We start from the raw sequence: 12,772 nt of genomic DNA on the forward strand, positions 1-12,772 counted from the left end.
CAGTCCGAGAACCGGGTGGCGGGGCCTCCGTTCGTTCGACGGCGCGTGGTTCTGCTGGTGCTGGTGCTGGTGCTGGTGCTGGTGCTGGTGCTCGTTGCGGGTGTGGTGCTTGTGGTGCTCGCGCTGTGAGTGCCGCGTGAGGCGTCCCGGGGCGTCGGGCGATCGGCGTGACCGGGGTCAGTGCTGGTCGCCGCTGCGGCCCGGAGGCAGGGAGAGCATGCTCCGGTGGCGACCGCCCGCGCCCTTGCCCGGCGCGTGGCCGAAGCCCGTGCCCATGACCGGCACGGGAGCCGGCACCGGCATCGGGTGCGGGACGGGCCCGAGGTAACCGGCCGCGACCCAGCCCTGACCGCTCCCGAACTGGGCTGCGGCAGAGGCAGGTTGGGCGGGCACCGGTAGCGGTGCGGCGCCTTGGCCGAACCCGTGGCTCTGGTTGTGGTTGTGGTTGTGGTTCTGGGGGTGGCCCTGGGTGTGGCCGGCGCCCGGTGCGTGGCTGGTTCCGTCGCTGGTGGGGTCGGTGGTGTGGCCGGTTCCCGTAACGCCGGTGTGGCCGTGGTGGCCGGTGTGACTGCTCGGGTTGTTCTGGTTGCCGTGGTCCGCGGAGCCGCCCGCGCCGGAGTGGGCCGTGAGGCCGTGATGTCCGGTCGGGTCGTGCGGGGCGTGGTGGCCGTGGTGGCCGGCGAGTCCCGGGCCGGTCTGCTGGCTCGGCATGAACTGGGGGATGCCGATCGACTGGCCCGCGTACGTCTGGAACGCCTGGTGCTGCGGCGGGTAGGAGCGGTCCGCGAGGACGGGGTAGCCGTCACGGACGGCGAAGCCTGCGAACTTCAGGTTCTCCTCGCCGGAGCGGTCGCCCGGCAGGGCGCGGAAGAGGCGCCGGTACTCGGAGTACAGCTCGTCGTAGATCGGCGTCGCCGAGTTCGGGTGCTCGGCGTCGTACGACGGGCGCATGCCCGGGATTGCGCGGGAGGCGGTGGCGGATCGACGGTGGGATGCGGGGACGTCGTAGCTGTACACGCAGGGCCCAACGAGCGAGTTCGCCGGTGGATGCGGGGTCCCCCGGCCCGGCCGGAAGGTGGCCTGTGCCGTGCGGGAGGGCACGTAAGGCGTGGCCCGCGCTGGGCGCGGAGGCAGGGTGCCCACGCCGGTTGCGCGCCGAGTGCGCACCGAGCATGTGCCGGGTGCGCACCTGATCGGGACGGCGCAGCGGTGCGGCGTACGCGCCCGGCGGGCGTGGCGAGGTACGGGCGTGGCGCGACGCGCGCGTGCCGGCCCGCGCCGGCCCGCGCCGGCCCGCGCCGGCCCGCGCCGGCTCGTACAGGTCGGTGTCGGCCGGTGTCGGCCCGTACGGGCCCGAGCAGGCGGGCCGGGGCCCGGGCGGTGCAGCGGGCGTCCCGCGGGCTGGGGAACGGGCCGTGGTCCGGCGCGGTGCACGCCTCGGGCCCGTTCCCGGATCCGCTCCCGGCCAGGGTCCGGCCCGGGTTCGGCTCAGGTATCGGCCAGGTCCGGGCCAGGCGTGGGCCAGGTGCGGGCCAGGTGCGGGCCAGGTGCGGGCTCAGGTCCCGGCGAGGGGGAGGGAGGCGGCGACCACCTGGCCCAGGGCGACCGCGCGCTCCAGCGCCAGGCGCAGCAGGTCCTCGCGCGGCTGCCGTCCGACCGTTCCGGCCGGGACGGCGTACATGGTCACCTCGCCGAGTTGGTTGGCGGCGAACCGCCAGGCGTCGGTCACCTGGAGCGGCTGGTGGGCCTGCCACCAGCCGGTGCTCCCGCCGGCGGCGGCGGGCTGGAGGATCGCGTGCAGCTTGCCCATCGCGACCAGCACCGACCAGCCGGGCAGCTGGTCCGGCGTCTTGTCGAGGTCGGTGACCTGCTGGAAGCCGGCGTCCTGGAGGAGGTCCAGGAACTCGTCCTCGCCGCTGGTGTTGCCCGGGCGGCCGACCGGTCCGGTCGGCTCGACGACCAGCGAGGCGTGGCCGGTACTGCCGTGCAGCACCAGCCCGCAGGTGATGCCCAGGATGGCGGCCTGGCCGGGGGCGCTCGACGGGCCGGACGGCTCGGGCCGACCGGACTCGGGAGCGGGCGCCGGGGCCGGCTGGGGGTGGCCGGGCGTACCGGCGGGGGCGTCGCCCCGGGCCTGGCTGATGCTGCGGACGGCGCCGACCAGCTGCTCCTCGGAGACCGGGACCACCTGGGAGGGGATGCAGCGGGCGTGGGCGAACGCGAGCACCGCGGTCTCCTCACCCACGAACAGCACGGTGCTGGTGGGCTCCTGGAGGGTGTCGCCGGGCGTGCGGCAGGAGGTGCACTCGTAGCTGTCGGGAGCGTGGGCGCCGCCGAGCAGGCGGTCGGCCTCGTCGTCGCCGATCTCGGACCGGACCTCGTCGCTGACGTCGAGCATGCGCGGCACTTGTTCTCCTTGTGAGGTGTCAGGGGCGTTGGCGGTAGGTGCTGGCAGTGGGCGTCGGCGGTGGTGCCGACGGGGGCGCCGGGGTGGTGCCGGCAGGGCGGGCGGGGTGAATCCGTAGGGGTCGGGCGGTCGGGTCTGTTCGAGCCGGGGCAGGGGGCGGCCCCGGCCGCCCTTACCAACGGGCCCCTGTGTCAGGGGTCACGGGTGGGGGGTGCGGGTGACGGTAATTGCCCCTGATTCGACCGCGGAGCGTGGTCTCGTGCTCGCAATCTGTCGATCTCGATGGCGGGCCTGCCGGAATGAAACTGTGAGGTGGGACACGGGACAGTGATGTTTGATCTAGGAAATGACGGTTAAATCGGACAAATTGGACACAATTGCCTGATGGTTACCGCCGGTAATGCCCGGCTGAGCTGGGCAGACCTCCGAGTGTTTGGATCCCTGGCGGCCGACTCGTAGCTTCATTGGCGGTGCAACGAGCACCACCCGGGTTCACCCCCGACGCACAGCCCGCCGGTTCACCCGGCGCAGGCCGTGCCCGCCGATCGACCGCTCGAACAGGTCGCCGGTGCGTGGGCGGTGGCCGGGGCGGCGCGGTACGTCCGACACGTACCCGGCCGCCCCACGGACGCGGCGAGCGAATCCCATCCCCTTCGAGGGCTTGGTTCCGCATGCCCGCCCGGGGCTGTCGAGAGGAACCTCATGACCTTCCGTAACGAGACCGCCGCTGCCACCACCTCCACGTCCACCGCCACCAAGCGCAACCGCGTCCGGATGGCTGTCGTGGCGGGCGCCGCTGTCGCGGCCCTGCCGGTGGCCGGCCTCGTCACGGCCACCTCGGCCTCCGCCGCCTCCGTCTCCACCTGGGACGCTGTCGCCCAGTGCGAGAGCGGTGGCAACTGGGCCATCAACACCGGCAACGGTTTCTACGGCGGACTGCAGTTCACCTCCAGCACCTGGGCCGCCTTCGGTGGCACCGCCTACGCCTCGCAGGCCAACCTGGCCACCAAGGCGCAGCAGATCGCCGTCGCCGAGAAGGTCCTCGCCTCGCAGGGCCCGGGCGCCTGGCCCGTCTGCTCCGTCAAGGCCGGCCTGACCAAGGGCGGCGCCCCGGCCGCCGTCGACACCTCCGCCGGTGCGACCACCGCCCCCGCCGCGAAGCCGGCCGCGCCGAAGGCCACCGAGGCCCCGAAGCCGACCGCGCCCAAGGTCACCGAGGCCCCGAAGACCGCCGCCCCGAAGGCTGCTGTCGCCCCGAAGGCCGTCGAGGCCCCGAAGGCTACCGAGACCCCCAAGGCCGCTGCCGCGCCGAAGGCCGACAAGGCCGACAACGTCGCGAAGTCCGGCAAGTCCTGGACCTCGAACGACGCCAAGCAGGTCAACGGTGGCAACTACACCGTCCAGGCCGGCGACACCCTGAGCACCATCGCCGCGGCCAAGGGCATCGACTGGCACGCGCTGTACGACAACAACGCCAAGGTCATCGGCGCCAACCCGAACCTGATCTTCCCGGGCCAGACCCTGACCGTCTGATCCGACGATCCGCTGTCCGCGCCGTAGGCCCGCCCCCGGCCTGCGGCGCCGGACCACCGGCCGTTCCCCCGCCCACCGGGCTGGGGAACGGCCGTCGGCGTTGCGGGCCGGGGGCGGTGCCGTTGCCGTGTCGGGCCCGTGAGGCGGGCGCCCGGAGGCGGCCCGGACGTGAGCCGGATGCGCCGCGGATGCGGCCCGGAAGGTCGGTGCGAGTACACGGAAGGCCGGACCGCCCGGACGCCCGGACGGTCGTACCGATCCGCCATGCACCGCCGGAGGCGGCCTAGGGTCGACTGGTGTGCCATCAGGACAGCTCGGCCCCGTGACGTCCGAGGGAGTGATCGGGTGACCGCCGGAGCACGCGGACCGATCGCGTCCGCCGCGCTTCCCGTCGTTCGCGTCGCCGCCCTGGCCGCCTGCGCCCTCTGCCTGACGGCGGGCACGGCGCTGCTGCCGACCGTCCGGGCCCGGGCCGCGGTCACGGTGGCGGACATGATCTGGGACGAGCTCGCCGCCTGCGAGAGCGGGGGCGACTGGCAGGCCGACACCGGAAACGGGTACTTCGGCGGGCTCCAGATCAGACCGTCGACCTGGGAGGAGGCGGGCGGACTGCGGTTCGCCGACCGCCCCGACCGTGCGACCAGACGCGCGCAGACCACGGTCGGGGAGGAGATCCTGCGCGGGCAGGGCTGGGAGGCGTGGCCGGGCTGCGCCCGCGAGATCGGGATGATCGTCGACCCGGTGGGGGAGCGGTCCCGCGTGGGGGAACGACCCCCGGGCGGGGGTACGGCCCCGGCCGGGGTGAGCGGCCGGTGACACGTGCGTGCCCGCTGTCGGAGGTGTCGGAGGTGTCGGAGGTGTGGGCGAGGATGGGGGAGTGACCCAGGGCGAGTTCTTCGGCGGCCTCTTCGACCCCGCCTCCGCGCGCGGACGGTCCGAGCCGGCACCGGGCGCGGTGCTCGTCCCCGGCTGGCTCGACGCGGAGACCCAACTGGGGCTGGTGGCGGCCTGCCGCGAGTGGTCCCGTCCGCCGGCGGGCCTGCACTCCGTCCGGATGCCCACCGGCGGGATGATGTCCGTCCGGATGGTCGGGCTCGGCCTGCACTGGTACCCGTACGGCTACTCGCGGACCGCCGAGGACGGCGCGCCCGTCAAGCCCTTCCCGTCCGACCTCGCCCGGTTGGCCCGGCGGGCGGTCGCCGACGCGTACGGCGAGGCCGCCGCCGACATCCCCGGAGCGGTCGGCTACGAACCGGACATCGCGATCGTCAACCACTACCCGCACGGCGCGAAGATGGGCCTCCACCAGGACCGTGACGAGCGGACGGACGCGCCGGTCGTCTCGCTCTCGCTGGGCGACACCTGCGTCTTCCGGCTGGGGAACACCGAAACCCGCACCCGGCCGTGGACCGACCTGGAACTGCACGGCGGCGACCTGCTGGTCTTCGGCGGCCCGGCCCGGTTCGCGTACCACGGCGTGGTGCGGACGCTGCCGGGGACGGCCGACCCGGAGCTGGGCCTGACCGGGCGGCTCAACATCACCGTGCGGCAGTCGGGGTTGTAGCGGACGGTCCTGGGGCCGGGCCCTGTCCTGACCTCCGGGTCTGGGCGAGCCCGGGCCCGGCCTTGCCCGAACCCGGGGTCCGCCCGGGGCCGCCACCTGTCAGCCGACCGATACTGTTCGACCTCGTTCGAGTGAATCGGCGAGGCGGGCCCCTGCCCGGGGGAATGTCCCGGCTCGCTGAAGAATTCGAATGGGCTGGAGAATCCGAGAGAACGGGTGACGACAGCCGGACGGAAGACCTCCGGCCGGGTCGGCAGCCCGGAGAGGACGTGTCCCATGGGTACCCCCGTCGACGAGCTCGTCGCACTGCTGGATCTCGAGCAGATCGAGCTGAACATCTTCCGCGGGCGCAGCCCCGAGGAGGCGCTCCAGCGGACGTTCGGCGGCCAGGTCGCCGGGCAGGCGCTGGTGGCGGCGGGGCGCACCGTGGACGGCGACCGGCCGGTCCACTCGCTGCACTCGTACTTCCTGCGCCCCGGGGTGCCCGGCGTGCCCATCGTCTACCAGGTCGACCGGCTCCGGGACGGCCGCTCGTTCACCACGCGTCGGGTGCTCGCGATCCAGGGCGGCCGGTCGATCTTCGCGCTGACCGCAGACTTCCACGTCCCGGAACCGGAGAGCATCGAGCACCAGTTCCCGATGCCCGTCGTCCCGGCGCCCGAGGAACTGCCGAGCGCGCTGGACGAGGTCGGCTCCCGCCTGGGTGAGCTGCCCCCGTTCATCAGCCGCCGCCAGCCCTTCGACATCCGGTACGTCGACCGGCTGCGGTGGACCAAGGAGGAGCTGGCCGGCGTCGAGGCCCGCAGCGGCGTCTGGCTGCGCACCAACGGCGCGCTGCCCGACGATCCGCTGATCCACGTCTGCGCGCTCACCTACGCCAGTGACATGACGCTGCTGGACGCGGTCCGCGCGCCCGTCGAGCCGCTCTGGGGCACCCGGCACTTCGACATGGCCTCGCTCGACCACGCGATGTGGTTCCACCGGCCGTTCCGGGCGGACGACTGGCTGCTCTACCAGCAGGAGTCCCCGATAGCCCACGGCGCCCGGGGCCTCGCGCGCGGGGAGATCTACGACCGCAACGGGCAGTTGGTGGTGTCGGTGGTCCAGGAGGGGCTGTTCCGGCGTATCAAGGGCTGATGAGGAAAGGCCGACCCACCTCGGGTGCCACGTGGTGTGCCCCACGTTCAGCGCTCCACGTCCCGCGGGTTACGTGCGCATGGCCACGTGCTGTCGGACTGTGTGTTCAAGGGCTCATGTGACGGGCGTGCGACGGGCGTACTACAGGCGTGCCAAGCCGTCCGGCAACGGGAATGATCCACCCGGGTGTCGGATGTTTACGGGGGTAACGGAGAACGGACGGCCCGCCCGGCGGGCCCTGGACCGGAATGGGAGGGCGTGCCGATGACGGCGACCGCCGCAGAGGACTGGAAGCACTGGAGCGATCAGCGGACGGCGTCCGTGAGCGCACTGCACGGGCAGCTGTCGCTCACCGGCACGCACTGGCTCGAACCGGATCCCGCCGAGATCCCCGGCCTGCCGGGCCTCTGGTGGACGGACACCGAGGGCATCCGGTTCCGGGCGACGGCCGCCGACGGCATCACCGTCGCGGGCGCCGAGGCCCCCGTCGACGGTGAGGCGCTGCTCCGCCCGGACACCGACCCGTCGGCGGACACCGCCACCCTGGGTGAGCTGCTCCTGGTGCCGATCGAGCGCGAGGGGGAGCTGGCGCTCCGGGTCTTCGACCCGGCCGCACCCGGGCGGGCATCGTTCGCGGGCATCTCCGCCTACACCTACGCGCCGGAGTGGGCCGTCCCGGCGGTCTTCACCCCGTTCGAGGGCGAGGCCGCCCAGGCGCTGGTGGTCCCGAACGCCGACGGCAAGGAGCGCCGCCTGGCCGTGAGCGGCCGGATCGAGTTCACCGTCGCCGGCGAGCACCGGACGCTGACGGTGAGCCGTTCGGGCAACGGCCTGAGCGGCGTCATCGCCGACGCGACGAGCGGCCGGGACACCTACCGGTTCCGGTTCATCACCCTCCCCGAGCCCGACGCGGACGGGCACACGGTGTTGGACCTGAACCGCGCCTACCTGCCGCCGTGCGCCTTCGCGGACCACTTCATCTGCCCCTTCCCGCCGCCCGGCAACCGCCTGGACTTCGCGGTGGAGGCGGGCGAGAAGCAGGTCCTCACCCGCTAGTCCGTCTGCTGGTCCGTCTGCTGGTCCGTCCGCGGAACGACTGCGGTACGTCTGCAGTCGTTCCGCGGACGGTCCTCGGCATGCCCCGCATCCCGTCCGGGCCGGTCTGCTGGTCTGCTGGTCTGCGGGCCGAACGGGACGCGGGGCGTGGGCCGTGTGGCGTCGGGCTGCGCACCGGCGTGGCCCCGGAGCTGCACCTGACCGCCAAGTCCTGCCGGGCCTTCTTCGAGGCGCGTCTCGCCGAGTCGGGCGCGACCTTCGTCACCTGGACGGTGCTCGCGGCCCGCAAGCTGGAGGGTCCGATGATCCGGCGCGCCCTCGCGCGGTACCTGGGCATCGAGGGGTCGGCCCTGTCCCGGCAGCTTGAGCAGATGGAGCGGCGCGGGCTCGTGGTGCGCCGTCGCATCGACGAGGACCGCCGCGCGGCCACCGTCGAACCGGCCCCCGACGGGGAGCCGTACGTCCGGATCTCAGCGGTCGCGGTGACCGGTCAGCAGGAGATGTCGAAGGGCCTCGGCGACGCCGGCGTCGCTCAACTGGCCGTTCTGCCGGACCGGATCCTCGGCAACGTCGGAGTCGACTGACCCCGGTCGGTGGTCCCGGAGGAGCGGGGCGGAACATGGGTTTCCGTGTCGACCAATCATCCTGCCAATCAGCCCCCCGCCGACGCGGTCCCGGCCCCCACCCCGGCGGCACCGTCCCCCTCGGCGCCCGCCGACGCCGTGCCGGTCACGGCTCCTGCCGTATCGGCCACGGCCCCTCCGTGGTACCGGCGGGCCGCACGCGGGGCCTTCGCTGACCTGAGCCCCCTGCGCGACAACGCCGACTACCGACGGGTCTGGTTCGGCCAGGTCGTCTCCTCGGTCGGGCAGCAGATGACGGCCGTCGCCGTCTCGGTCCAGGTCTACGATCTGACCGGTTCGACCTTCGCGACAGGCCTGGTCGGCCTCTTCTCCCTCTTCCCGCTCATCGCCTTCGGCCTCTACGGCGGTGCGATCGCCGACAGCGTCGACCGCCGCCGCCTCGGCCTGATCGGTTCGGCCGGCCTCGCCGTCGTCTCCGCCGTCCTGGCCGCCCAGGCGCTCGCCGGCCTCGGCCTCGTGGCCGTCCTCTACGTCGCCGTCGCCGTCCAGGCCGGCTTCTTCGCGCTCGGCTCACCCGCCCGGTCCGCGATGATCCCGCGCCTCGTCCCCGCCGAACAGCTCCCCGCCGCCAACGCGCTGAACACCGTCAGCATGAACCTCGGCCTCACCGTCGGCCCCATGCTCGGCGGCGTCCTCATCGGCGCCTACGGCGTCCAGTCCGCCTACCTCGTCGACACCGTCGCGTTCGCCGCCACCATCTACGCCATGTGGCGCCTGCCGGCGATGCTCCCGCTCGGCGAGCGCAAGGGCCGGGCCTCCGTCCTCGACGGCCTCCGCTTCCTGCGCGACCAGCCCAACCTGCGCACCAGCTTCCTCGCCGACCTCGCCGCGATGATCTTCGGCATGCCACGCGCCCTCTTCCCCGCCATCGCGGTCACCTTCTACGGCGGCGACGCCCGGACCGTCGGCCTGCTGGTCGCGGCCCCCGCCGTGGGCGCCCTCGCCGGCGCCCTCTTCTCCGGCTGGGTCGGCCGAGTCCGCCGCCAGGGCGCCGCCGTCCTCGTCTCCGTCGTCGCCTGGGGCCTCGCCATCGCGGCCTTCGGCCTCGTCCGCAACCTTTGGCTCGGCCTCCTCCTGCTCGCCGTCGCCGGCTGCGCCGACACCGTCAGCATGATCTTCCGCAACACGATGATGCAGGTCGCCGCCCCCGACGAGATGCGCGGCCGCCTCCAGGGCATCTTCGTCGTGATCGTCGCCGGCGGCCCACGCCTCGGCGACTTCGAATCCGGCGCCGTCGCGTCCCTCACCAGCCCCGCCGTCTCCGTCGTCACCGGCGGCCTCGCCTGCGTGGCTGCCATCCTCCTCCTCGCCGCCCGCCGCCCCGCCTTCCTCCGCTACGACGCCCGCCACCCCACCCCCTGACCCCGCCCCCATACCTGGCAGCGAGCACCCCCCGACGTGCTGTATTGTTTTCCACGTCGCCGGGACACCGGCCGACAAGGTCGAGAAACCCGAAGCAGAGTCCCTCAGACTCCGCCCAGGGCCACGAGACCACGGGACGTGGCGCAGCTTGGTAGCGCACTTGACTGGGGGTCAAGGGGTCGCAGGTTCAAATCCTGTCGTCCCGACAGTGATGTCGGAAGGCCGTTGGCCGGGAGAAATCCCAGGCCAACGGCCTTTTTGTTGATGGCCCGACAGGTGGCCCACGGCGCTGGAGCGGGCGGTCCGTGATCTTGCCAGGGACCAGCCGGGGACCAGCGAGCCGACGGAGTCAGGACCCGCCGCGGCTCACCACAGTCCTTGGATCGCGTGCGCATCGCCTCCGGGTCTTGCCCGATCAGCGCACGTCGTCGGGCGCCCGACGGGTGCGTCGCCGACGCAGGCCCCAGGTTGCCAGCGCGGTGACGAGTGCCACGGCGAGTCCGCCGAGGAACTCCGGCACCGCGGCCGCCAGCAGCTCGGGAACGCCGCCCGCATGGCCGCCGCATCCCTCGCCGATCGCCTGGACTGCCTCGTTGATCTCTGTCGACATTCGCCGCACGCCTCCACCGCTCGGAACACCTCACGGCCGCCGTCGACCGCGCAGCCAGCGTGCTCGGCGCAGGTGGTGTCCCCAACCCGCGCTGGGACAGCCTGGGGCAGCCCGGGACCGCTTGGGGCAATCGCATGCAGGCCGTAGGCCCGATCTGGGAGGATCGCGGATGTCCTGGGCCCGTCCCAGCGACGCGTCTGGGGCGCCCCCGGGGCAGGAGTTCGAGGGAAACCAGCGATGAGCGCGACAGTGGGAGACGGCGTCGGTGCTGCGTGCGCACTCGGGGACTTCCTCCGGGTCCGGGCGCAGGAGGCAGGCCTGAGCACGCGTGAGATCGCTCGCGCCTTCCAGCAACGGGCCGAGCGGGAGCAGGCGGGGAACGCGGCAAGGGAGGGCCTGTCGGCCGCCCCAGTGAGTGGGATGAACTTCTCGAAGTCGCACCTCGACCGCCTCTTCAAGGGCGGTACCGGGCTGCCGTCCGTCCCGTTCCTCCGGGTCTTCCTGGAGATCACCAGTGCCGCTGCCGGCCTGCCTCAGCCCCGTCACCAGGCGCTGTTCCGGGAAGCGGCAGAACTGCTGAGCGAAGCGCGTCGACTGAAGACCCGCCCGGCTGCGCTGCTGCAACTGCAGCCACAGCCGGAACCTCCCATTCCAGCGGCGGCCATCGCTGCGCTGCAGGCCCAGCTCGACCTCGAACGGGCGCATCGCACCGGGGACCGCCTCCGGCGGGAGTTGAGTGACACTCAGACGCTGATGGGAACGCTGCTACAGATCATCAACGCGCTGCGAGACATCATCACCGAGCTTGATCTCAACCATCTCGGCGCACCACACACCGCGGGACTGACGGCTCCGCGCTCGCAGGCCGAGCAGCAGCGCACCGAGGCGGTCGAGTACAAGGCGGCGGCGGAGGCGGAGTTCAACCGCGTTGACCACCGGCGGCGGGTACTGGAGGTGCTGTGGGACCAGGCGCAGGGCAACCTACGGCGGCTGGCTGCACATACCGACGTCGGGCACCTGCGGCCGCTCCCCGACCTCCCGTTGCTGCCAGCCCAGGGAGTCTTCTCCCCCGGCATCCGTGCCGAGTCTGCGCTCGTGGACATCGCGACCGCCCTTGGTCGGGTCCAGGAGTATAACGACGCGGAGGAACAGAAGATCGACGACCTGCAGCGCGCTCTAACGGGCGACTCGCCGCTGGCCCCCGACGATGAACTGGCGATCCTGGTGGCCGCCACCCGTCTGAGCGACCCACTCGCCCGCAGCACCGCCGTGCGGACCATGCTGACTGGTTGGGCCCACCACCCACGCACCCGCGACACCCTTCTGCGTCTCGTCCATGATGATCAGTCGGCCATTCGCCACAACGTGGCCTGGGGCCTGGCAGCCGCCTGGGCGGGGAATCCCGAGGCCCAGGAGGCCGTCGTGGAGCTGGCCGGCGACCCCGAGAACCACGTCCGGCAGACGGCGGTGCTGGGGCTGGTGCACGGCTGGGCGGGTGACTGCGTTGCACGCAACGCGCTGATCCGGTTCGTCCAGCACAAGGATCCGGGCGTTCGGGAGACGATGATGTCTGCGCTGGTTCAGGGGTGGGCGAACGATCCGGCGGTCCGCGATTGCTTAATCACGCTGACCCGTGACAGCGACGCACTCGTCCGGGCGGCTGCCGCAGAGTTCCTCGCCAAGAGCTGGCTCCACGATGGCGCCGCACTCGCCGTGCTCCACTCCCTTTGCGACGACCCCTCGGAGTCCATCCGCTGGACGGTCGTGCAGGAACTCACGAGCCGGGGCTATGTCATGGCCATGGCTCCCGCGACGGATAATGCCATCATCCAGGCTGCCGAACTGCCGCCTTCCTATCAGGAACTCGAAACCCTGCCGGTTGCTGAGGCGCTTCACCAGGGGATCGGCTTCCATGAGGGGATCACCGTGCTTGTGGGCGGCGAGGGCACAGGGAAGACCCTTCTGCTGGAGGCCCTGGCTCTGTCAATGAACTCGGTGCACTCTGCTCGCCCCATCGGTCAGCTGAGCTTGGTGAGCCAGGACCTGGCCAAACACCTTCGAATCACATGGAACGATCGACGGACGCCACACAGTTGCTACTACCTCAGCGACCGGAACGTCCGGGTGCTCGACAGTCGAGCTTCCGTGCTTAGGAACTGGAAGGCGAATCTCCGCTCCCTGGCCGAGCCGGACGGTGTGCCAAACCGGATTCTCCTGATCGACGAGCCCTTTGGCTCCTCGTACCCCGCCGCGGAACGCGCGGTCTCCGACATACTCTCGGGACTTGCCGACCAGGGCTTCCAGCTGATCGTCACCTCGACGCGAACCACCTTGGCCACCTGGACCACCGTCCCGGCGGCCCGCGTCATCCAGATCGGCCCAGGTGCCCACCGCACAGCCTCCTTCGATCCAACGAGGCTCCCTGACGGACCGACGCTGTTGAGCTAGGCCGCTTCCTG

11 protein-coding genes and 1 tRNA gene are annotated in these 12,772 nt (G+C 72.3%); 9 read left to right on the plus strand and 3 right to left on the minus strand.

Annotated features, from left to right (window positions below; translation table 11 throughout):
• Positions 1–177 precede the first annotated feature (177 nt).
• Together ACFWOG_RS15740 and ACFWOG_RS15745 are read right to left on the minus strand one after the other, a co-directional pair.
• Complete coding sequence (locus ACFWOG_RS15740; RefSeq protein ID WP_380358704.1) at positions 178–951, minus strand: hypothetical protein; 774 nt, start codon at positions 949–951, stop codon at positions 178–180.
• 604 nt (positions 952–1,555) lie between these two features.
• The gene (locus ACFWOG_RS15745; protein WP_329882811.1) at positions 1,556–2,407 is read right to left on the minus strand and encodes a hypothetical protein; all 852 of its coding nucleotides are present in this window, start codon (positions 2,405–2,407) and stop codon (positions 1,556–1,558) included.
• A gap of 702 nt (positions 2,408–3,109) precedes the next feature.
• Between ACFWOG_RS15745 and ACFWOG_RS15750 the strand changes: the two genes are divergently transcribed.
• From ACFWOG_RS15750 to ACFWOG_RS15785, 8 genes are all read left to right on the plus strand, one after another.
• On the plus strand, positions 3,110–3,940 hold the full coding sequence (locus tag ACFWOG_RS15750) for a transglycosylase family protein (protein WP_380358707.1): 831 nt from the start codon (positions 3,110–3,112) through the stop codon (positions 3,938–3,940).
• A 345-nt stretch (positions 3,941–4,285) separates the two neighbouring features.
• On the plus strand, positions 4,286–4,756 hold the full coding sequence (locus tag ACFWOG_RS15755; protein WP_380358709.1) for a transglycosylase family protein: 471 nt from the start codon (positions 4,286–4,288) through the stop codon (positions 4,754–4,756).
• A gap of 61 nt (positions 4,757–4,817) precedes the next feature.
• On the plus strand, positions 4,818–5,504 hold the full coding sequence (locus tag ACFWOG_RS15760; protein ID WP_329948037.1) for an alpha-ketoglutarate-dependent dioxygenase AlkB: 687 nt from the start codon (positions 4,818–4,820) through the stop codon (positions 5,502–5,504).
• 276 nt (positions 5,505–5,780) lie between these two features.
• Complete coding sequence (locus tag ACFWOG_RS15765) at positions 5,781–6,641, plus strand: acyl-CoA thioesterase II (RefSeq protein WP_329882815.1); 861 nt, start codon at positions 5,781–5,783, stop codon at positions 6,639–6,641.
• A gap of 264 nt (positions 6,642–6,905) precedes the next feature.
• The gene (locus ACFWOG_RS15770) at positions 6,906–7,697 is read left to right on the plus strand and encodes a DUF1684 domain-containing protein (protein ID WP_355401926.1); all 792 of its coding nucleotides are present in this window, start codon (positions 6,906–6,908) and stop codon (positions 7,695–7,697) included.
• 80 nt (positions 7,698–7,777) lie between these two features.
• The gene (locus ACFWOG_RS15775) at positions 7,778–8,281 is read left to right on the plus strand and encodes a MarR family winged helix-turn-helix transcriptional regulator (protein ID WP_380358712.1); all 504 of its coding nucleotides are present in this window, start codon (positions 7,778–7,780) and stop codon (positions 8,279–8,281) included.
• Between the two features lie 138 nt (positions 8,282–8,419).
• Complete coding sequence (locus ACFWOG_RS15780) at positions 8,420–9,703, plus strand: MFS transporter (protein WP_380358764.1); 1,284 nt, start codon at positions 8,420–8,422, stop codon at positions 9,701–9,703.
• A gap of 132 nt (positions 9,704–9,835) precedes the next feature.
• Positions 9,836–9,909: transfer RNA gene (locus ACFWOG_RS15785), tRNA-Pro, on the plus strand.
• Positions 9,910–10,118: 209 nt separating this feature from the next.
• On the opposite strand, the gene ACFWOG_RS15790 is transcribed toward ACFWOG_RS15785, so the two are convergent.
• The gene (locus ACFWOG_RS15790; protein ID WP_380358715.1) at positions 10,119–10,313 is read right to left on the minus strand and encodes a hypothetical protein; all 195 of its coding nucleotides are present in this window, start codon (positions 10,311–10,313) and stop codon (positions 10,119–10,121) included.
• Between the two features lie 237 nt (positions 10,314–10,550).
• On the opposite strand from ACFWOG_RS15790, the gene ACFWOG_RS15795 reads away from it, so the two are divergent.
• Positions 10,551–12,761, plus strand: a complete 2,211-nt coding sequence (locus ACFWOG_RS15795; RefSeq protein WP_380358717.1) for a HEAT repeat domain-containing protein — start codon at positions 10,551–10,553, stop codon at positions 12,759–12,761.
• The last annotated feature ends 11 nt before the right edge of the window (positions 12,762–12,772 follow it).

Source organism: Kitasatospora sp. NPDC058406 (genome assembly GCF_042722765.1).
Classification (GTDB): domain Bacteria; phylum Actinomycetota; class Actinomycetes; order Streptomycetales; family Streptomycetaceae; genus Kitasatospora.

Coding starts and splice junctions, on each gene's coding strand:
- ACFWOG_RS15775 (WP_380358712.1), top strand. CDS start 7,778: ATGCCCCGCATCCCGTCCGGGCCGGTCTGCTGGTCTGCTGGTCTGCGG.
- ACFWOG_RS15795 (WP_380358717.1), top strand. CDS start 10,551: ATGAGCGCGACAGTGGGAGACGGCGTCGGTGCTGCGTGCGCACTCGGG.
- ACFWOG_RS15770 (WP_355401926.1), top strand. CDS start 6,906: ATGACGGCGACCGCCGCAGAGGACTGGAAGCACTGGAGCGATCAGCGG.
- ACFWOG_RS15790 (WP_380358715.1), bottom strand. CDS start 10,313: ATGTCGACAGAGATCAACGAGGCAGTCCAGGCGATCGGCGAGGGATGC.
- ACFWOG_RS15765 (WP_329882815.1), top strand. CDS start 5,781: ATGGGTACCCCCGTCGACGAGCTCGTCGCACTGCTGGATCTCGAGCAG.
- ACFWOG_RS15740 (WP_380358704.1), bottom strand. CDS start 951: ATGCGCCCGTCGTACGACGCCGAGCACCCGAACTCGGCGACGCCGATC.
- ACFWOG_RS15750 (WP_380358707.1), top strand. CDS start 3,110: ATGACCTTCCGTAACGAGACCGCCGCTGCCACCACCTCCACGTCCACC.